Source organism: Micromonospora sp. WMMD710 (assembly GCF_029626045.1).
Lineage (GTDB): Bacteria > Actinomycetota > Actinomycetes > Mycobacteriales > Micromonosporaceae > Micromonospora.
Map to the genome: position 1 here is coordinate 6092376 of NZ_JARUBD010000001.1, position 19952 is coordinate 6112327.

At 71.7% G+C, this 19952-nt stretch carries 19 protein-coding genes; 7 read left to right on the top strand and 12 right to left on the bottom strand.

The features are described 5' to 3' along the window. Nucleotides 1–60 precede the first annotated feature (60 nt). Nucleotides 61–1029, bottom strand: coding sequence for a YafY family protein (locus O7620_RS28225; RefSeq protein ID WP_278126146.1), 969 nt, complete (start codon nucleotides 1027–1029; stop codon nucleotides 61–63). Between the two features lie 68 nt (nucleotides 1030–1097). Here O7620_RS28225 and O7620_RS28230 point away from each other — a divergent pair, with 68 nt between their 5' ends. The 3 genes from O7620_RS28230 to O7620_RS28240 all read left to right on the top strand — a co-directional run bounded on the left by O7620_RS28230 (nucleotide 1098) and on the right by O7620_RS28240 (nucleotide 3014). Continuing rightward, nucleotides 1098–1889, top strand: a complete 792-nt coding sequence (locus O7620_RS28230) for an EI24 domain-containing protein (RefSeq protein WP_278126147.1) — start codon at nucleotides 1098–1100, stop codon at nucleotides 1887–1889. Between the two features lies 1 nt (nucleotide 1890). Further along, nucleotides 1891–2406, top strand: a complete 516-nt coding sequence (locus O7620_RS28235; protein WP_278126149.1) for an O-acetyl-ADP-ribose deacetylase — start codon at nucleotides 1891–1893, stop codon at nucleotides 2404–2406. A gap of 341 nt (nucleotides 2407–2747) precedes the next feature. Beyond that, complete coding sequence (locus O7620_RS28240; RefSeq protein ID WP_278126151.1) at nucleotides 2748–3014, top strand: flavin reductase; 267 nt, start codon at nucleotides 2748–2750, stop codon at nucleotides 3012–3014. Here the strand turns inward: O7620_RS28240 and O7620_RS28245 are convergent, their stop codons facing one another. The 7 genes from O7620_RS28245 to O7620_RS28275 all read right to left on the bottom strand — a co-directional run bounded on the left by O7620_RS28245 (nucleotide 3015) and on the right by O7620_RS28275 (nucleotide 10656). Further along, the gene (locus O7620_RS28245) at nucleotides 3015–3911 is read right to left on the bottom strand and encodes a GNAT family N-acetyltransferase (RefSeq protein WP_278126152.1); all 897 of its coding nucleotides are present in this window, start codon (nucleotides 3909–3911) and stop codon (nucleotides 3015–3017) included. It abuts the gene before it with no gap. Between the two features lie 202 nt (nucleotides 3912–4113). Next, entirely contained in the window at nucleotides 4114–5121 is a 1008-nt protein-coding gene (locus O7620_RS28250) for a LacI family DNA-binding transcriptional regulator (RefSeq protein ID WP_278126154.1), read from the bottom strand. Between the two features lie 18 nt (nucleotides 5122–5139). Then, nucleotides 5140–6519: a GH1 family beta-glucosidase gene (locus O7620_RS28255; protein WP_278126155.1), complete on the bottom strand. Its 1380-nt coding sequence runs from the start codon at nucleotides 6517–6519 to the stop codon at nucleotides 5140–5142. Next, a complete protein-coding gene (locus O7620_RS28260; protein ID WP_151488495.1) occupies nucleotides 6516–7349 on the bottom strand; it encodes a carbohydrate ABC transporter permease in 834 nt (277 codons plus the stop codon). Before O7620_RS28260 ends, O7620_RS28255 begins: the two co-directional genes overlap by 4 nt. After that, nucleotides 7346–8338: a sugar ABC transporter permease gene (locus O7620_RS28265; protein WP_278126156.1), complete on the bottom strand. Its 993-nt coding sequence runs from the start codon at nucleotides 8336–8338 to the stop codon at nucleotides 7346–7348. The genes O7620_RS28260 and O7620_RS28265 overlap by 4 nt, the downstream gene beginning before the upstream one ends. A 70-nt stretch (nucleotides 8339–8408) precedes the next feature. Further along, nucleotides 8409–9716, bottom strand: a complete 1308-nt coding sequence (locus O7620_RS28270) for an extracellular solute-binding protein (RefSeq protein ID WP_278126157.1) — start codon at nucleotides 9714–9716, stop codon at nucleotides 8409–8411. Nucleotides 9717–9894: 178 nt separating this feature from the next. Further along, nucleotides 9895–10656: a maleylpyruvate isomerase family mycothiol-dependent enzyme gene (locus O7620_RS28275; protein WP_151488492.1), complete on the bottom strand. Its 762-nt coding sequence runs from the start codon at nucleotides 10654–10656 to the stop codon at nucleotides 9895–9897. A 114-nt stretch (nucleotides 10657–10770) separates the two neighbouring features. On the opposite strand from O7620_RS28275, the gene O7620_RS28280 reads away from it, so the two are divergent. Beyond that, nucleotides 10771–11808 carry a UDP-N-acetylmuramate dehydrogenase gene (locus tag O7620_RS28280; protein ID WP_278127182.1) on the top strand — a complete coding sequence of 346 codons (1038 nt, stop codon included), beginning with the start codon at nucleotides 10771–10773 and terminating at the stop codon, nucleotides 11806–11808. Between the two features lie 163 nt (nucleotides 11809–11971). Here O7620_RS28280 and O7620_RS28285 read toward each other — a convergent pair whose 3' ends face one another. Together O7620_RS28285 and O7620_RS28290 are read right to left on the bottom strand one after the other, a co-directional pair. Next, nucleotides 11972–12787: a class I SAM-dependent methyltransferase gene (locus O7620_RS28285; RefSeq protein ID WP_278126159.1), complete on the bottom strand. Its 816-nt coding sequence runs from the start codon at nucleotides 12785–12787 to the stop codon at nucleotides 11972–11974. Between the two features lie 7 nt (nucleotides 12788–12794). Then, nucleotides 12795–13562 (bottom strand): SDR family NAD(P)-dependent oxidoreductase, encoded by a 768-nt coding sequence (locus O7620_RS28290; RefSeq protein ID WP_278126160.1) that lies wholly within the window; start codon nucleotides 13560–13562, stop codon nucleotides 12795–12797. Nucleotides 13563–13662: 100 nt separating this feature from the next. Between O7620_RS28290 and mshA the strand changes: the two genes are divergently transcribed. The 3 genes from mshA (at nucleotide 13663) to O7620_RS32140 (ending at nucleotide 16930) form a co-directional block, all read left to right on the top strand. Next, nucleotides 13663–15132, top strand: a complete 1470-nt coding sequence (mshA, locus tag O7620_RS28295; protein ID WP_278127184.1) for a D-inositol-3-phosphate glycosyltransferase — start codon at nucleotides 13663–13665, stop codon at nucleotides 15130–15132. A gap of 56 nt (nucleotides 15133–15188) precedes the next feature. Beyond that, a complete protein-coding gene (locus tag O7620_RS28300; RefSeq protein ID WP_151489902.1) occupies nucleotides 15189–15704 on the top strand; it encodes a YbjN domain-containing protein in 516 nt (171 codons plus the stop codon). A gap of 326 nt (nucleotides 15705–16030) precedes the next feature. Beyond that, nucleotides 16031–16930: a hypothetical protein gene (locus O7620_RS32140; protein ID WP_347403807.1), complete on the top strand. Its 900-nt coding sequence runs from the start codon at nucleotides 16031–16033 to the stop codon at nucleotides 16928–16930. Between the two features lie 393 nt (nucleotides 16931–17323). Here O7620_RS32140 and O7620_RS28315 read toward each other — a convergent pair whose 3' ends face one another. Together O7620_RS28315 and O7620_RS28320 are read right to left on the bottom strand one after the other, a co-directional pair. Next, nucleotides 17324–18607 carry an MFS transporter gene (locus tag O7620_RS28315; protein ID WP_278126163.1) on the bottom strand — a complete coding sequence of 428 codons (1284 nt, stop codon included), beginning with the start codon at nucleotides 18605–18607 and terminating at the stop codon, nucleotides 17324–17326. Nucleotides 18608–18652: 45 nt separating this feature from the next. Beyond that, a complete protein-coding gene (locus O7620_RS28320) occupies nucleotides 18653–19933 on the bottom strand; it encodes an MFS transporter (RefSeq protein WP_278126165.1) in 1281 nt (426 codons plus the stop codon). Between the last annotated feature and the right edge of the window lie 19 nt (nucleotides 19934–19952).

A 19952-nucleotide genomic window follows, 5' to 3' on the forward strand; every position in this document is an offset into this window, starting at 1 on the left:
CGCGCGGCCGGTCGGCGTCACCGGCTACCGGTAGCGCGCGCAGCCGGCCGACGTCACCGGCTACCGGTAGAGCGCGCGCAGCCGGTCGGCCGCGTCGGCGAACCGCGCCCGTAGCTCGGGTGGATCGACGGCCTCCACCTCGGGGCCGAGGCCCAGCAACTGGTGGTACGCCACCTCGACCGACTCGACGGGCAGTCGGGCCACCACCCAGCCCTGCCCGTCGGGTTCGCTGGCGGCGGCGAGCACCTCGTCGTACACGAACGGGGCATCGACCAGGTGTCGGAGCCGGCGCAGGCCGGCGGGGCTGAGCCGGACGGTGACCTCGGCCCGCAGCATGGTCCGCAGGAACGATCCGGCCTGCTCGCGCCAGTGCCCGGCCAGGTCGAAGCCCTCGTCGCGGTCGAAGCTCTCGTCGCTCACCTCGACCCCGGTCACCCGGTCCACCCGGTAGGTGCGGATGTCGTCGCCGACCCGCCCGACCAGATACCAGACGCCGCTCTTGAGCACCAGGCCGTACGGCCGGATCTGCCGCGTCACCTCCTGGTCGCCGCGCCGGTAACGCAGCTGCACCACCCGGTCCGCCCAGACCGCCCGGGCCAGGTCGGCCAGCCACGGCGGCGGCCCGGTCTCCCGGAACCAGCCCGGCACGTCCAGGTGGAACCGCTGGCCGGTGCGGGCCGGCGCGTCCCGCAGGGCGGGCGGCAGCGCGGCCAGCACCTTCAACTCGGCGGACGCGACCGCGTCGGCGAGCCCCATGTCGCCGGCCGGGCCGGGCAGACCGGCGAGGAAGAGCGCCTCGGCCTCGTCCCGGGTCAGCCCGGTCAGGCGGGTCCGATACCCGCCGAGCAGGCGGTACCCGCCGGCCCGGCCCCGGTCGGCGTAGACCGGCACCCCGGCGGCGGAGAGCGCCAGCACGTCCCGGTACACGGTCCGCTCGGAGACCTCCAACTCCCGGGCCAGCTCGCCGGCCGTCATCGACCCGCGCGCCTGCAACAGCAACAGCAGCGAGATCAGTCGGGAGGCGCGCACCCGCCCATCCTGCCCCGTGCCGCTCGCCGCCCGGCGGATTCGATCACCGGTCGTTAGGCTGCTCGATCGTGGACGTCAGCAGAATCGCCAGCCCGGTGACCGGGGTCGTCGGACGCTTCTTCGCCGGCGCGGGGCTGCTCCTGCGTGGGCTCGGCCTCTACGTCCGCAGCCCGGGGCTGATGCTGCTCGGCATCGTGCCGGCGCTGATCTCCGGCGCGCTCTTCGTGGCCGCGCTGGCCACCCTCGTGTACTTCGTGGACGACCTCGCCGCCCTGGTCACCCCGTTCGCCGACGACTGGTCGACGTCGGCCCGCAGTCTGGTCCGGGTGATCGCCGGGCTGGCCTTCCTGGGGCTCGGCGGGCTGCTCGGCGTGCTCACCTTCACGGCGGTGACGCTGGTCATCGGCGACCCGTTCTACGAGAAGATCTCCGAGCGGGTGGAGGATCGCCTCGGCGGCACTCCGGGTGCGGTGGAGGTGCCCTTCTGGTCGTCGCTGCGCCGCAGCATCGCCGACTCCGTACGACTGGTGGCGCTCACCGCGCTGGTCGGCATCCCGCTGTTCCTCGCCGGCTTCATCCCGGTGGTCGGCCAGACGGTCGTCCCGGTGATCGGGGCGGCGGTGGGCGGCTGGTTCCTCGCCGTGGAGCTGGTCGGTGCGCCGTTCTATCGGCGCGGGATGCGGCTGCCGCAGCGCCGGACGATCCTCAAGGCGGACCGGCCGGCCGCGCTCGGTTTCGGGGTGGCGGTCTTCCTCTGCTTCCTCATTCCGCTGGGCGCGGTGCTGATCATGCCGGCCGCGGTCGCCGGTGCGACCCTGCTGGCCCGCCGATCGTTGGGCCAGTCGACCGAGGAGCGCTGACATGGAGATCACCCTGGTCGAGGGGGACATCACGGCCCAGGCGGTGGACGCGGTCGTGAACGCCGCGAACTCGTCGCTGCTCGGCGGCGGTGGGGTCGACGGTGCGATCCACCGGCGCGGCGGTCCGGCGATTCTGGCCGAGTGCCGGGCGCTGCGGGCGTCCCGCTACGGCGACGGCCTGCCCACCGGTCAGGCCGTGGCGACCACGGCCGGAAACCTGCCGGCCCGCTGGGTGATTCACACCGTCGGGCCGGTCTGGTCAGCCACCGAGAACCGGTCGGCGCTGCTGCGCGACTGCTACGCGAACAGCCTGCGGATCGCCGACGAGCTGGGTGCGTCCACGGTGGCGTTCCCGCTCATCTCCGCCGGTATCTACGGCTGGCCGGTCGACGACGCGGTCCGCCAGGCGCTCTCGGTGCTGCGCTCGGCCACGCCCGCCACGGTCACCGAGGCCCGCCTGGTGCTCTTCGGCGCGGACACCCACGCCACGGCCCGCGAGACCTTCGAGACGGCGTAGGGCTCGGGCGGCTCTCGGCTTGATCACTTGATGCTCACCAGTCGGAACGGGCTTCTGGAAACTGGTCACCGTCAAGTGATCACCGCCCGGTCCGGCCGGTCCGCCCGGTCCGGCCGGTCCGCCCGCAGATCTTGGACAGTTTCCGTTAGCAGCTAACGGAAACTGTCCAAGATCTCGTCGTTCCGGTGCGACCACAGTTGGCATCGCCGCCAGGCATAGCAGAAGACCCCCGGGTTCGCCGAGGGTCTTTGTCGATGTGGCGGTTCAGAGGGCAGCGGTCTTGACCATGTCGACGGAGCCCTGCCAGGTGTGATGGTCGCCCGCCAGCCCGCGTGCGCCGGATGAGCCCGCGTCCGCGTCCGCATCATGCCGGCCTGCCGCACTGGCGCTGTACCCGCTGCGGCGCCCACTGGCCGTGTTCGGCCGCGCGGCTGTCGCTGCTGGCCCGCTGGCGTGGCGACCGGGTCGGGATGCTGCTCATGTTGACCACGCTCGCGCGGGAGGCGTTCGCCGACGCGCTGAGGCTGGGCCTGGGACCGGACCCGGCGGTGTACGTCGCGCGGTTCCTGAAGTGGACGCGTCCGCGCAGCGACAACCGCGCTGACTGATCAGGTCAGGTCGGCCAGGCAGGCCCAGAGGGTCGTCACGGGTCGGTAGCCCAGCCGGGCGTTGATGGCCAGCATCGGCGCGTTCGACTCGTCGTTCGAGGTGTACGCGATCCGTACGCCGGCCTCGGCAGCCCGGTGCAGCGCCGCCGTCTTGGCCAGCCGGGCGAGCCCGCGACCCCGGTACGCCGGGACGGAGCAGGTGTAGTCCGACCACATGCGATCCCCGTCCCGCTTGACCAGGCTGAACGCGGCCACGTCGCCGTTGACCTCGGCGGCGGTGCTGGCCGTCTTGTCGAGTCCGAGGTTGTCCCAGACGTCGTACCGCCAGCTCTCGAAGGTGACCGCGTCGACGGGCACGTCACCGGGTTCGTCGACGGCCGAGGCGACGTCGGCAGCGTAGAGCAGGTGCGGGTCCATCTCGGCGATCGGCCGCAGCCGTACACCCGCAGGCGGCTCGGGCAGCGCGGGCGGTGGGGTCAGGTCCAGCGCCGAGTAACGCACCTCGCGGCTGGGCGTGAAGCCGTGCCGACTGGCGAAGGGCAGCGAGCCCGCCGTGGCCATGGTGCGTACGCGGTGCACCCCGAGAGGGCGGAGGTGGTCGGTCGCGGCGGTCAGCAGCGCCGTCCCGATGCCCCGGCGGCGGTGGCCGGGGTGTACGTGCAGCGTGTTGACGTCGCCGAAGCCCGGCACCGACGTCGACGTGTTGGGCTCGGCGGACGTCCAGCCGATCACCTGGCCGTCGACCTCGGCCACCAACGCGATCCAGCCCTCGTTCGGTGGCGGATCGGTCAGCATCTTGCGGGTCGACTCGACCCCGCGTACCAGGTACGGGTGGACGATCGCCCGCAGCGCCACCACGGCGGCGGCGTCGTCCGGCCGGGCTTCGCGGATGCGCATGTCAGGCCCCCGTCCGTACGGCGACGTCGGAGAGGGCGGGTACGTGCAGCAGCGCGACAGGATCCGGCATGCCGGCGAGGCTAACGACGACCCGGCACGACGGCGACGCATTAACGCGGCAGGCAGCAACTTGGGTGGTGTTGCTGCCTGCCGACGCCGGGAGGCAGCAACACCACCGAAGTTGCGCAGATCATGACGGCGGTCAGGCCGAGGCGCGGATGATCAGCTCGGTGGGGAGCATGACCGCCGGCTCGATGGTCTCCCCGGCGGCCAGCCGGAGCAGTTGCCGGGTCATCCGCCGGCCGAGTTCCACGATGGGCTGCCGGACGGTGGTCAGCGGTGGTTCGGTGTAGGCGGCGGTCTCGATGTCGTCGAAGCCGACCACCGCCACGTCCTCCGGCACCCGCCGGCCGGCCTCGCGCAGCGTCCGCAGGGCGGCGTGCGCCATCAGGTCGGAGGCGGCGAAGACGCCGTCCAGGTCGGGGTGTTCGGCGAGCAGTCGCCGCATCGCCGCGCCCCCGGACTCCCGGGTGAAGTCACCGACGGCGATCAGTTCGGGCAGCCCGGCGGCGGCCATGGCGGTGCGGTAGCCGGTGAGCCGTTCGATCCCGGCGACCATGTCCTGCGGGCCGGCGATGGTGGCGATCCGTCGGCGACCGCTGTCGATCAGGTGCCGGACGGCCGCGGTCACCCCGCCGACGTGGTCGACGTCGACGTACGGCACGGGCACGTCGCCGAGCGGTCGACCACTGACCACCACCGGTATGCCGAGCCGGGCCAGCGTGCCGGGCAGCGGGTCGGCGCCGTGCAACGACGCGAACAGCACCCCGTCCACGTGCCGGCCGGTGGTGTATCGCTCGACGCGGTGATGCCCGGCCGGCGAGCCGGCCAGCATCAGCACGAGTTGTTTGTCGGCCGCCTCCAACTCCTGGCTGACGCCGCGAATGATGCCGGGGAAGACCTGGTCGTCGGAGAAGACTCTTGTGGCCGCCTCCGGCATGACCAGGGCGATCGAGTCGGTGCGCTGGGTGACCAGGCTGCGGGCGGCCAGGTTGGGGACGTACCCCAGCTCGGCGACCGCCCGGTTGACGGCCTCGCGGATCGGCTCGGCGACGGTGGTGGAGCCGTTGACCACGCGGGAGACGGTGGCCCGGGAAACCCCGGCCCGTGCCGCCACCGCCTCGAGCGTCGGCCGGTGCGCCGTCGTCATCGCGACTCCCCCCGCTCGTCACAGCCCGTTCCGGGAGATCACCTCCTGGTACCACCGGGCGCTGGCCTTCGGTGTGCGCCGCTGGGTCAGGTAGTCGACGTGCACGATCCCGAACCGCTTGCGGTAACCCTCCGCCCACTCGAAGTTGTCCAGGAATGACCATACGAGATAACCGCGCAGGTCCACGCCCCGGGAGATCGCCTCGTGCGCGGCACGCAGGTGCCCGTCGAGGTAGGCGATCCGATCCGAATCGATCACCTGCGTCGGGCTGTCGGGCGAGTCGGCGCCCGGCTTGTCGGGGAACGCCGCACCGTTCTCGGTGATCAGCAGCGGCACGCCCGGGTAGTCGGTGGCGATCCGCTCCAGCAGCCGGGTCAGACCGGCCGGTTCGATCATCCAGCCCATGTCGGTGAGCGGCCCGGCCGGCGGCAGGAAGTGCACCGCGCCCTCGGTGCCCGGGTACGCGCCGTTGCCGGCGCCGTCGGGCCGACCCGCGACGTAGCTGGGCGCGTAGTAGTTGATGCCGAGCAGGTCGATGGGGGCGGCGATCAGCTTCTCGTCACCGTCGCGGATGAACGTCGGCTCCACGATGCGCGCCACGTGCTCGAGGACGTCGTCGGGGTAGCCGCCGGCCAGCAACGGGTCGAGGAAGATCCGATTGTGCAGGCCGTCGACCAGGCGCACCGCGGCGGCGTCCGCCGCGCTGTCCGGGTCGGCCGGCCGTACGTCCGCCGGGTTGACGGTGATGCCCACGCTGCGCGCGCCGGCCGCACGCAACGCCCGCGCCGCCAGGCCGTGCCCGAGCAGCAGATGGTGTACGGCGGTGAAGGCCGCCGCCGGGTCCTGCTCGCCCGGTGCGTGGATCCCGTTGCCGTAACCGAGGTACGCCGAGCACCACGGCTCGTTGAGCGTGGTCCAGACGTCGATCCGGTCGCCGAGGCGCGCGTACACCGCGGTGGCGTACGTGGCGAAGTGCTCGGCGGTGTCCCGGTTGGTCCAGCCGCCCCGGTCGCCCAGGCTCTGCGGCAGGTCCCAGTGGTACAGGGTGACGATCGGGTCGATCCCCCGGTCGAGGAGCGTGTCGGTGAGCCGGTCGTAGAAGTCCAGTCCGCGCGGGTTGGCCGGGCCTGTGCCGTCCGGCTGGATCCGCGGCCAGGACACCGAGAAGCGGTACGCCCGCAACCCCAGCTCGGCCATCAGCGCCACGTCGTCGGCGTACCGGTGGTAGTGGTCGCAGGCGACGTCGCCGGTGTGGCCCTGGTACACCTTGCCCGGCGTACGGCTGAAGGTGTCCCAGATGGACGGACCGCGGCCGTCGTCGCGGGCCGCGCCCTCGATCTGGTACGCGGCGGTTGCCGCCCCCCACAGGAAATGCTCGGGAAAACGGAGTTCACTCACGCCTTTACCGCACCTTCCATGATCCCGCCGATGATCTGACGGCCGAACAGCACGAAGACCAGTAGCAGGGGCAGCGTCGCGATGGCTGTCCCGGTGAACACCTGCGACATGTCCTGGTAGTACCCGTCCGACAGCGCCCGCAGGGAGAGCTGCACGGTCGGATTTGCTGGGTCGTTCAGCACAGCGTACGGCCACAGGAAGTCGTTCCAGGTGGTCATGAACGTGAGCAGGCCGAGTACGGCGGCGGCCGGACGCAACGCGGGCAGCACGACGTGCCACCAGGTCCGGGCGGTGCCGCAGCCGTCCATCCGGGCGGCCTCGATCAGTTCGTCGCTGATGGCCTGGCCGGCGTACTGCCGCATCATGAACACCCCGAACCCGGTGACCAGCACCGGCACGATGACCGCGGGCAGCCGGTCGTTCCAGTGCAGTCGGGTCATCAGCAGGTAGAGCGGGATCACGCCGAGCTGCGTCGGCACCATCATGGTCGCGATGATCACCAGCAGCAGCGCGTTGCGTCCACGGAACCGCAGCTTCGCGAAGGCGAACCCGGCCAGGCTGGAGAAGAACACCACGGACACGGTGACCGTGGTCGCGACGATCACCGAGTTGATCAGACCGGTCAAAAAGTACGCGTCGGTGTTGTCGAACAGCCGGGCGATGTTGGCGCCCAGGTTGCCGCCGGGCGTGATCGGGGGCGGCAGTTGTCCCATCGCGTCGCTGGACCGGCTGGCGACCACGAACATCCACCAGATCGGAAAGATCGACAGGGCGGCGGCGGCCACCAGGGCCAGGTAGGTGAGCGGGCTGGCCCGCCAGAGCCGGCTCATCGTGCCGCTCCCTTCCGAGGGCCGGACCCGCCGCCGAGGCGACGCAGGACCAGCACGTTGACGGTCGCGACGATGGCGATGAGCGCGAAGAGCAGCCAGGCGACCGCTGATCCGTACCCGAAGTTGTAGTGCGGTGCGAAGGCGTTCTCGAACATGTACATGGTCAGGGTCTGCGACTCGCGCAGCGGGCCGCCCCGGATCGGGTTGGTGCCGGAGTGGAACATCCGGGGCTCGGTGAACAGCTGCAATCCGCCGATGGTGGCGATGATGGCGCAGAAGATGATCGTCGGCTTGAGTAGCGGCACGGTCACCGACCAGAACTGCCGGACGCGGTTGGCGCCGTCGATCGCCGCGGCCTCGTACAGGTCGCGGGGGATGGCCTGCATCGCGGCCAGGAGGATCAGCGCGTTGTAGCCGGTCCACCGCCAGTCGACCATGGCGGAGATGGCCACCCAGGAGGCGATCCGGTTGGATTTCCAGTCGATCGCGTCCAGCCCCACGAGGTCGAGCAGCCAGTTGACCATGCCGAACTCGCGGCCGAAGAGCACCCCGAAGACGATCGCCACGGCGGTGGTGGAGGTGACGTTCGGGACGAGCACGGCCATCCGCCAGCCGGTGCGGGCCCGCAGCCCCCGGTTCAGGAGGTTGGCCAGCCACAGCGCGGCGAGCAGCTGCGGCACGGTGGAGATCACGAAGATGCCCAGCGTGTTCACCAGCGCGTGCCAGAAGTCGACGTCGGCGAGCAACCGGGTGTAGTTCTCCGCGCCGACGAACGGATGGTCGGTGCCGAGCAGGTCCCAGTCGTGCAGGGAGACCCAGAAGGTGTACGCCAGCGGGTAGACCCCGAAGACCGCGAAGAGCAGGAAGAACGGGGCGATGTAGAGGTACGGCGAGAAGCGGGTGTCGAGCCGGCTGAGCCGACCCGAGGATGGGCGGTGGTTGCCGGATGCCGGTGCGACCGGCGGGCGGGCGTCGAGCTGGACGGTCATGCCCGGGGACTCCTTTCCGTCGTGCGGGCGGAACTCCGGCTCCCGGAGCCCGCCCGCACGCTGGCTCGGACTACTTGGCGGCGGCCTTCTTCGCGTTGGTCACCGCGTCGGTCCAGCCCTGCCCCGGGTTGCGCTGGCCGAGTTCCACCGTCCGTACGGCGTTCTCCACCTCGGTGCGGACGGCCTGGTTCTTCGGGCCCATGTAGACCGGCTTGAGGCTCTTCGCGCCACTGCCGAAGATGGTGCCGACCGGCGCTCCGGAGAAGTACGCGTTGGAAGCGCCGGTGATCGCCGGGTCGTCGAGTGCCTGCGGGGAGGAGGGCAGCGGGCCCTTGGCCTTGAACGCGCCGATCTGCCCCTTGGCGCTGGTGAGGAACTTGGCCAGCTCGATCGCCTCGGCCTGGTGCTTGCTCTGCTTGGGCACGGCGAGGTGCGATCCGCCCCAGTTGCCGCCGTTGCCGGGCACCCGGGCGATGTCCCACTTGCCCTGGGCGGTCGGGCCGGCGTTGCCCTCGATGACCCCGGTCATCCACGCGGGGCAGGCGATGGTGGCGAACTTGGACTGCTTGAAGGCGGAGACCCACTCCTCGGACCAGGATCCGTACTTGCCGGACAGCCCCGAGTCGATGATGTCCATGGTGGTGTCCCACGCCTGGCGTACGGCCGGGTTGCTGTCGACGACGAGGGTGCCGCTGGTGTCGTAGTAGCTGTACCCGGTGGTGTTGCCGGCGGTCTGCAGCAGGATGGTGTTGAAGGTGTTGGTGGCCGCGTCGAGGAAGGACGCGCCGGTCTTCGCGGCGACGAAGCGTTCCCCGGTGGCGATGTAGTCCTGCCAGGTCGGCCAGAGTTGGGACACCGCGTCCCGCTCGGTGGGCAGGCCGGCCTTCTCGAAGAGGTCCTTGCGGTAGCACATGGCGATGCCGCCGACGTCGGTGCCGAGGCCGATGAGCTGCTTGCCGTCGGCGGTCAGCCCGGCGTCCCACTTCCAGTCGAGGAAGTTGCCCTTGAGGTCGGCGGCGCCGTGGTCGAGCAGGTTGACGAAGTTGCCGGGGTTCGCCTTGTACTCGACCAGCAGACCCTCCTCGATGGCCACCACGTCGCCGGCGCCCCGGCCGGCGGCCAGCCACTGGGTGAGCTTCGGTGAGTACTCGTCGAGGTTGGTGCCGGTGCCGCGTTCGACGATCTTCACGCCGGGGTGCGCGGACATGTACTCCTGGTAGAGCTGCTCGTAGCCGAACTGGCCGAAGACGTCGACGGTCAGTGTGACCTGCCCGTCGCCGCCCTGTTCGTCGCCGCCGCCGCAGCCGGCGGTGACGAGCAGGGCGGTGGTGGCGGCGAGGGCCACCGCGGCGAGGCGGCGGCGCGGGAAGACAGCCATGGGATGGGGACCCCTCTCAAGGTGGTCGATGGCGGCGGTGCTGAGAGAGCGCTCTCACATGAGGGTGGGGGGTGCGTCCGGTGCTGTCAAGAGAGCGCTCTCTCGCCGTTGCCGACCGGACCCGGACGCCAACGAGGGCGTCACCCCAGGGGGTGACGCCCTCGCCGCGAAGGACCGGTCAGCGGCCGGTGCGCAGACCTTCGAGCAGGCTGCGGTCGCCGGTCACGTCCAGCGTCTCGAAGCTCACCCGACCCCACAGCGCCAGCAACAGATCGCTCGCCGTGCCGGTGACGTGCGCCCGGGCGTGGTGGTCGTCGTGGTCGAGGATCGTCGCCGTGTCCAGCAACGCCACCCCCTCGCCGCGCAGTCGCAGATACCACTCCTGATCCGCGTCGGTCGCCGCGAGCTGCACCACGCCGTGCCAGTCGCCCGGCACCCGTCGCCGCCCGGCGGGCAGCCAGGTGTCCAGCACCTCGCTCACCCCGTCGGCCGCGAGCTTCGCCTCGACCGGCTCACCGGCGGCGATGGCGAGCTGAGCGTCCCAGCGGTGCACCGCCGTCTCGTGCGCCATCCGCCGCGGCCAGAAACCCGCCCGCTTCGGCTGCGGAGCCCAGTTCCACGCCGGCGCCTCCGGGTCGAGCCCGTCGAAGAGGGTCATCAGCTTGTCGTAGCCCTGCTGCCAGAGCTGCAACGGGCTCACACCGGGCTCCGCGTCGGTCCGATCCGGGCGGGCCGGTACGGTCGTCAGGCCGGAGCCCGCGAACGAAGAAACCCAATGGTAGATACCGGCGAGGTGCAAAGTGAGATCGTTGACTGTCCAGCCCGGACAGGACAGTACCGGTGTCTCCGGCGGGGCCTCGGCCACCGCGGCGGCGAAGGCCGGCCCCTCCGCACGGAGCGCGCCGATCCAGAAATCCTTGCTGCCCTGCAGTCTGCTCATCGCCATCCTCCCGGGGGTGCCGAGCCACCATTGGGTGCCACGGCTACTCCTCAGCCTAAGGTGAAAGACGTGTCAGACGCCTACGCCCAGCCGACAACCGAAACCGATCGTGCCATCCCCGGTCCACTGGCCGGCTACACCACGCTGCGGATGGGCGGCCCGGCCGGGCGGATCGTGGCCGCGACCAGCCCCGACGCCATCGTCCAGGCAGTTCGGGGGGCCGACGAGCCGATCCTCATCCTGGCCGGCGGCAGCAACGTGGTGATCAGCGACACAGGCTTCGCGGGCACGGTCGTCCTGGTGCGCTCCCGCGGCCTGCGCGTCGTCGCCGAGGACGCCGCGTCCGTCACGGTACGGGTCGAGGCCGGCGAACCATGGGACGACCTGGTCGCCGCCACGGTGGCCAACGGCTGGTCCGGGCTGGAGTGTCTCTCCGGCGTCCCCGGCTCGACCGGCGCGACCCCGATCCAGAACGTCGGTGCGTACGGTCAGGAGGTCGCCGAGACGATCACCGGAGTCGAGGTGTACGACCGGACCGAGGACGCCCGTTACGCCATCCCCGCCGCCGACTGCGGCTTCGCCTACCGGGGCAGCATCTTCAAGTACCGGGACCGCTGGGTGGTGCTGTCCGTCGACTTCCGGCTCACCAGATCCCCGCTCTCCGGCCCGGTGCGTTACGCCGAACTGGCCCGCGCGCTCGGTGTCGACGTCGGCGACCAGGTTCCGCTGGCCGACGCCCGCGCGGCGGTGCTGCGGCTGCGTGCCGGCAAGGGCATGGTGCTCGACGCCAACGACCCGGACACTCGCTCGGTCGGCTCCTTCTTCACCAATCCGGTCCTCGACCCGGCGACCTACGAGTCGCTCCGGGAACACGCCGCCGACCTGGGCGAGCCGCCGAACTGGCCCGGTGCCGACGGCATGGTCAAGGTGAGCGCGGCCTGGCTGATCGACAAGGCCGGCTTCGCGAAGGGGCATCCCGGCCCGGACGGCGTGGCCATCTCCGGCAAACACACCCTCGCCCTCACCAACCACAGCGGCAACGCCAGCACCACCGACCTGCTCACCCTGGCCGCCACCATCCGCGACACGGTGCACACCCGCTTCGGCGTAACCCTGCACCCCGAACCAGTCCTCATCAACTGCACCCTCTAACCCCACCCCACCCCACCCCACCCCACCCCACCCCACCCTCCCGCCCCTGGCCGGGTCGATCATGGAGTTATGGTGGGAGACATTCCGCTCTTCCGTGGCCAAAGCGCCCACCACAACTCCATGATCGACGTGGGTCAGGGGCGGGAGGGTGGGTCAGGGTGGGTCAGGGGTGGGGTGGGTCGGGGTGGGGTTTGGGGAGGGGCCAGGGGAGGGTTAGCTCGCCCTGGCGCCAGCGGGTGGGGGTTGCCAGGACGGGCCAGCCGGTGTTCTTCAGGTGGGTGACCGCCCTGAGCCAGCGTTGGCGGGGACCGAAGGTGGCGTACGGGGCGGCGGTCTGCCAGGCGCCGTCGAGGGCCCGGATCAGGTCGTGGACCGGTTCACCGGGGACGTTGCGGTGGATCAGCGCCTTGGGCAGCCGCTCGGCCAGCTCGGCGGGGCTGCCCAGCGTGGTGAGTTTCGCGGCCAGGGTCAGCGTCCGGGGGCCGTCCGCGTCGATCAGCAGCCAGCTGGCGAGCCGACCCAGCTCGTCGCAGGTGCCCTCGACCAGCACGCCGCCGGGGGCGAGCGCGGCGGTCATCGTCCGCCAGGCGTCGGCGACCTCGCTCTCGTCGTACTGGCGTAGCACGTTGAACGCGCGGACCAGGACCGGCCGGAGCCCGGCCAGTTCGAACCCGCCGCGGGCGAAGGTCAGCCCGGGTGGGTCGGCGGCCGGTGCCGCGGCCGCCACCCGCGCCGGGTCGATCTCCAGCCCGACCAGCCGTACGTCGGGGCGTACCGCCGCGGCCAGCCGGGCCCGCAGCTCCACCGCGGTCACCGGGGTCGCGCCGTAGCCGAGGTCGACCACCAGCGGGTCGGCCGCCGCCACCAGCCGGTCGGCGCAGGTGGCGACGATCCAGTTGTCCACCCGACGGAGCCGGTTCGGGTTGGTGGTGCCCCGCGTGACGACGCCGAGCGGCCGGTGCCGGGCTGCCCCGCTCATGCTGGCGTCACTGGCCGATTCGGTGCACCTTGTGCTGGGCTGCCTGCGCCCGTGGCCGCACCACCAGCCGATCCACGTTGACGTGCTGGGGACGGGTGGCGCACCAGGCGATGCAGTCGGCCACGTCGTCGGCGACCAGCGGGTCGGGCACCCCGGCGTAGACGGCGGCGGCCCGGTCGGCGTCGCCGTCGAAGCGGACCAGCCCGAACTCGTCGGTCTTCACCATGCCCGGGTCGATCTCGATGACCCGCAGCGGTCGCCCGCACAGCTCCAGCCGGAGCGTGCCGGCGATGGCGGTCTGCGCGTGCTTCGCGGCGGTGTACCCGCCTCCGCCCTCGTAGACGGTCAGGCCGGCGGTGGAGGAGACCACCACGATGCTGCCGGCGCCGGACGCCTCCAGCGCTGGTAGCAGCGCCTGGGTGACCCGCAGCGTGCCGAGCACGTTCACGTCGTACATCCACTGCCAGTCGCCGATCGAGCCGGACTCCACCGGGTCCAGTCCGCGTGCCCCGCCGGCGTTGTTGACCAGCAGGGTGACCGGTCCGGGTGCCTGCGCGGCGGCCTCGGCGAGGGCGGCGACCGACTCGTCCGAGGTGACGTCGCAGGTCACTGCGGTGGCCTGGCCGCCGGCGGCGGTGATCTCGGTGACGAGGTCGGCGAGTCGGTCGGCGCGGCGTGCGGCGGCGAGTACGTGGAAACCCTCGGCGGCGAGTCGACGGGCGGTTGCCGCGCCGATCCCGCTGGACGCTCCGGTGACGATGGCGACAGAGGTCATCGGGTCATTGTCTCCCGCACCGCGCGGCCGATCCCGACCGGGCGTGCGGGCCGCGTCGGTGCGGGCGCGGTGATGAGGTCGGTCACCCCGGCCGGCCGCGCTGACGCATTTCCGTAGCCCGATGGGGAAGATGACATCCGGCGTACAGGTTGACCGAGAAGCGCCGGTCGTGCGAGACGACATCAACCGTGACAAAGGAGCGGACGTGGCGGAAATGCACACCGGCGTCGGTCGTCAGCGAGGTGCCCGACCGTGGCCCCAGCCACGCCGCATCGCCACCCTGTCGGTGCACACGTCCCCGCTGCACCAGCCCGGCACGGGTGATGCCGGTGGGATGAACGTCTACATCCTGGAGGTCGCCCGGCGGCTGGCCGAGGCCAACGTCGAGGTGGAGATCTTCACCCGGGCCACCTCCGGCGATTTGCCCCCGGTGGTCGAGATGGCGCCCGGCGTGCAGGTCCGGCACATCACCTCCGGGCCGCTGGAAGGGCTGACCAAGGAGGAGCTGCCGGGTCAGCTCTGCGCCTTCACGGCCGGGGTGCTGCGGGCCGAGGCGTCCCGTCCGCCCGGCCACTACGATCTGATCCACTCGCACTACTGGCTCTCCGGGCAGGTTGGCTGGCTGGCCAAGGAGCGCTGGGGGGTGCCGCTGGTGCACACCGCGCACACCCTCGCGAAGGTCAAGAACGCTCAGCTCGCGGCCGGCGACCGGCCGGAACCCAAGGCCCGCGTGATCGGCGAGGAGCAGGTGGTCGCGGAGGCGGACCGGCTGGTCGCCAACACCCGCGTGGAGGCCGCCGACCTGGTCGACCGGTACGACGCCGACCCCGGCCGCGTCACGGTGGTGCAGCCGGGTGTGGACCTGGACCGCTTCCGGCCCGCGCCGGGTGAGCGGTCCGCGGCGACCCGCGACGCTCGTCGCCGGCTGGGCCTGCCGGTCGAGGGGTACGTGGTGGCGTTCGTCGGTCGGGTGCAGCCGCTCAAGGCTCCCGACGTGCTGATCCGGGCGGTCGCCGCGCTGCGGCAGCGCGATCCGGCGCTGGCCGCTCAGGTGACCGTGGTGATCTGCGGTGGCCCCAGCGGCAGTGGGCTGGACCGGCCGACCGCGCTGATCGAGCTGGCCGCCACGCTCGGGGTCAGCGACCGGGTGCGGTTCCTGCCGCCGCGTACCGGCGACGACCTGCCGGCGTTGTACCGGGCCGCCGATCTGGTCGCGGTGCCGTCGCACAACGAATCGTTCGGGCTGGTCGCGCTGGAGGCGCAGGCCTGCGGCACGCCGGTGCTGGCGGCCGCCGTGGGTGGGCTGGTCACGGCCGTGCGGGACCAGGTGAGCGGGGTGCTGATCGACGGGCACGACCCGGTGGACTGGGCTCTGGCGCTGCGCCGCCTGCTGCCCGACCGGGCCCGTCGCGCTGCCCTGGCCCGGGGGGCCGAGCAGCACGCCCGCAACTTCTCCTGGGATCGCACGGTGGCCGGCCTGCTCGACGTCTACGGCGAGGCGATCTCCGCGCACCGCACGCGGCTCGCCGCTAACCTGGCGGGCGATCCCGCGCTCTCCTGCTCTTGGTGACCCCTGCCGTCGGTCGTCGCCGGGTGCGTGGGCCAGGTCGGTCGTAGAGTGGCCCGGTGAGCCCGAAGAGCGATCTTGCGAGTCTTATCGAGTCGGTCTGCGACGAGCGGGACCTGGCCTGGGAGTCGACCGGTCCCGGCTCGTACGCGGTGACCCTGCCGGGCACCCACAAGCTCAAGACCATCTGCAACCTGATCGTCGGTGAGCACGCGCTGCGGGTCGAGGCGTTCGTGATGCGCCAGCCGGACGAGCGACGTGAGGAACTGTGGGCCTGGCTGTTGCAGCGCAACGCCCGGATGTACGGCGTCTCGTTCTCCACCGACGCGGTCGGCGACGTGTACCTGACCGGGCGGGTCAACCCGGCGGGGGTGGACGCCGACGAGTTGGACCGGCTGCTCGGGGCGGTGCTCACGTACGCCGACGAGTCCTTCGACACCATGTTGGAGATCGGCTTCGGCAGTTCCATCCGGCGCGAGTACGAGTGGCGGGTCAAGCGCGGTGAGTCGACCGCGAATCTGGCCGCGTTCGCCCACCTCTTCGAGCCTTCCGGTGCCGGCCCCGACCCGTCCTGACCGCATCTGGCCTGCGGCTGGTGGTTCGGAGTGCCCCTGACGGGTATGCCGCACCGCGCGGTGCGGCAAGGGACCCCCGCGTGCCGATGGCGGAGTGTCAAGGAGCGGAGCGTCCCATGGCTCAGCGGAACAGCTCAGGTCGCGGCGCAACGGCGACCAGGACGAAGCGACAGACGGGCAACCAGACGCCGGGTACTCCCGGCGTCTCCGAGACGGAGATCTCCCGGATGCGGGTGGACGACATCCGCGGGCAGCTACGCAAACGCGGGGTAACCGGGATCTCGGCCCTGCGTAAGCCTGACCTGGTGAAGCAGTTGGTGCGCTCGTTGCGTTCCGGTGCGGGCCGGCGCAGCACCGGCCCGGCGGGTCGGGCCACCGGCAGCAGGGCGTCGGCCGGTCGTGCCGCCGCGACGAAGAAGGCGGCGGCACGACCGGCGCCGAGTCGCGCGAAGGCCGCGCCGGCGAACAAGAGCGCCCCCGCGAAGCGGGCCGCGGCCAAGAAGACGGCTGCCGCCAAGAGAACCACGGCGTCCAAGACCACGCCGGCCAGGAAGACCACGGCGGCGAAGAAGACCACGACGGCCAAGGCCACGGCGGCCAGGAAGACGACGGCGGCCAGGAAGACCACGACGGCGTCCAAGACCACGCCGGCCAGGAAGACGACGGCGGCGCGGAAGAGCACGACGTCGGCGGCTGCGCGCAGGTCGACGGCCGCCCGGAAGACGGCTGCCGCGCGCACGACAGCGACGGCCCGCACCGCGCCCGCGCGGAAGGCGCCGGCGAAGAAGGCCCCGGCGCGGCCGGCGGCGAAGCGGGCGGCGCCGACCCGGTCGACCGGCGCCACGGCAGCCGGTGGGATCCGGACCGGGCGGGGTACCGGCCGGTCGGTCCGTAGTTCGCAGGTGATGTCGTCGATCGCGGATCGACCGGAGCGGCCGGGGCGTAGCCTGATCACCGCGAACCACGAGGTGATCCAGCGTTGGGCGCGGGAGCGCGGGGCGAAACCGGCGACGATTGCCGGCACCGAGCGGGATGGCCGGGCCGGGGTGCTGACGTTCAACATCCCCGGGTACCGGGAAAGCAGCCGGATCCGCGAAATCACCTGGGATGAGTGGTTTTACACGTTCGACCTGCGACGGCTGAACCTGATCTATCAGGAGCAGATGCGTGACGGTCGGCAGAGCAACTTCTTCCGTACCGAGTCACCCGATCGGGAGGACGGCTGAGGTGTTTGTGGGAATGCCGCAGGGGTATGCGGCTGTTGCCAGAGACCGAGGCTCGAACTGGGGATACTCGCCAGTTGTGATGGGCGAGACAGCCATTCTGGGTTGATTCCAGATTCCGGGCGAACTAACTTTATTGCACCGCGCCACGCTTGGAAACGTTCGGGGGAGCGGCGGATCGAACAGATCCGCGCACCAGGCGAGGTGCGAGGGGACGGGTGGACAAACCGTTGGGGGACGGTGCCCACCTGTTTGGACCGGCGGCGTGAGCGGGCGATGCTTACGGGGGTGAGTGTTGCCCGCCGCCGCCGGCCCCACCGGCGGGCGCCCACCATGACCTTCGGGACGTGGTGGGCGCTTTGCGCTGTGCGTACCCCAATGGCCTGTCTGGTCGGTTCATCCGGCCGGGACGCGGTCGGCGGGTGCGCTCGGCTCCCGGCCGGCGGCCCGGCGCCGTGCGGCGACGTGCCGCTCCCGGGGTGGTCCGGCGAGCAGGTGGCCCAGTGCGGCCAGCAGGCCCAGGCCGCCCACGATCAGCCAGTGCCGGTCGCCGAGGTGCTGCAGGCTGACGCCGCCGAGCGTGGGTGCGACGAACGCGGCCGCCGGAAACGTCAGGTAGAAGACCGACTGGTAGCGAGCCCGTAGGTGCGGCGGTGCCAGGTCGGCGTTGATCTGGGCGTTGGGTGGGGCGGCGAGCATCGACCCGACCGTCCAGACGACGGCGGCGCCGAGGTAGACCGCGAGTTCGTCCGCGACGGCGAGCACACCGAATCCGAGCGCGAGCAGGGCGGTGGAGACCGCCAGCACGACGTCCTTGCGGTGCCGGTCGATCAGTCGGGGCACGAACAGTTGCCCGACCACGATCAGCGCGCCGCCGAGTGCGACCACGACCCCGTACGCCGACGGACCCAGGCCATCCGACCGCATGGCCAGCGGCATGATCGTCGAGGTCTGCAGGGTGAGGACGGCCAGCACGAAGGTGAGCCCGACGAAGATCAGGAACGTCCGGTCGGTGAGCGCGGTGTGCAGGCCGGGACGCCGGGACCGGCCGGACTCGGCAGGTGGCCCGAGGTCGACGGCCGGCGCGGCCCGTCGCAGGGTCTCCGGCACCTTCCAGCCGATCACGGCGGCGGCGGTCAGGGTGGCGCCCGCGTCGACGAGGAACAGCGCGGTGAAGCTGGCCTCGGCCAGCACCCCGGCGAGCAGCGAGGCGACCGCCATGCCCAGGTTGAACGCCCAGAACTGGAGGTTGAACGCGCGGGAGCGGCGCTGCGCGGGCACCACGTCGACGATCGCCGCGACGAAGGCCGGGCTGGGCATCGAGTGCACGACACCGACCAGTGCGGAGAGCACCGCGATCAGCACGAGGGGCCGGCTGAACGCCAGCGCCACCATCAGGCCGGCGGTGACGAGGTGCGCGGCGAGCAGGGTGGCCCGACGGCCCCACCGGTCGGCCAACACCCCGCCGAGCAGCACACCGACCGCCCCGCCGGCCCCGTACGCGCCGACGACCGTGCCGGCCACCGCCTCGCTGGCTCCGCGCGCGTCGGTGAGGTAGAGCGCCAGGAAGAGCATCGCGAACGCGCCGGCACGGTTGATGAGCAGGCCGGACCACAGGTACCAGAAGGTGGTGGGGAGTCCACCGGCAGTGTCGTCCCACCAACGGCGTAGGGCCCGCACCCGACCTCCTGACAGTTCAGCTTCCTAACAGTAGCCGGACCGCGGTCAGGCGACCGCTTCGGCGGGCTGCGGCGCCCGGGTGCGGACCGGTGCCAGTGCTTCGCCGGAGTGACGCAGTTCGGCGGCACGCCGTTCCCGGGCCGGCCCCGACACCAGATGCGCCACGGCCGTCAGGGCGCCGATCACGGCGCAGGCGAACCAGAGCGTGTCATTGCCGGCGTGCTCGCGCACCAGGCCGCCGAGGATCGGCGCGCCGGCGCCCGCGATCTGCCAGGAGAGGGAGATGACGCCCTGGTAGCGACCCCGCAGTTCGGCCGGTGACAGCTCGGCGATCAGGGTCGAGTTGGACGGCGAGTTCAGCATCTCGCCGACCGTCCAGATCAGCACGGTCAGGCCGTAGAGCCAGGGGGTGCCGGCGAACGCGGTCAACCCGAAGCCGACGCCCATCACCACGGCGGCCAGCGCCAGCACGTGCGAGCGGCTCCGGCCCCGGATCAGTCGAGGCACGAAGAGTTGGCCCGCCACGATCAGGACGCCGTTGAGCGCGATCACCGAGCCGTAGGTGGTGGGGCTGAGACCGTCGTCCGCCATGGCGATCGGCAGCATCGAGATGTGCTGGAGGAAGACCAGCGAGGCGAACAGGTTCAGCGCCACGAAACCGAGGTAGACCCGGTCGGTGAGGATCGTCCGCAGGGCGCCGCGCGGGGCCTGCATCGTCGCCGCGGCGGCCGGCCCGGTCTGCCGGGTCTCCGGCACCCGGGTGAAGAGGATCAGCGCGGTGATCAGCATGGTGCCGGCGTCGACCACGAACAGCAGCAGGTAGTCCGCCTGCGCGGCGAGGCCGGCGAGGACGGCGGCGCAGGCGAAGCCGAGGTTGATCGCCCAGTAGTTGAGCGAGAACGCGCGCAACCGGTCCTTCGCCGGCACCACGTCGATCATCATGGCGCTGTACGCGGGCCGGGCAGCCTCAGCGAACATGCCGAGCAGTAGGGCGCCCAACGCGATTGCCCAGAGGCTCCGGGCCAGCCCGAGCGCGAGCAGCATGGCGGCAGCGCCGACGTGCGCGGTGAGCAGCGTGGGCCGGCGGCCCCACCGGTCGGCGAGGGTGCCGCCGGCGGTGCTGCCGACCGCGCCGCCGACGCCCCACAGCCCGAGCACCAGGCCGGCCTGGGAGGCCGAGAAGCCGCGTTCCTGGGTCAGGTAGATGGCGAGGAAGACGAGCACGAACGAGCCGAGCCGGTTGATCAGGGTGCCGGTCCACAGGTACCAGAAGGTGGTCGGCAGGCCGCCGGTGGTGTCCCGGAACCAACTCCGCATCGTCCGCATGTGGTGCCCCCGCTTGCAA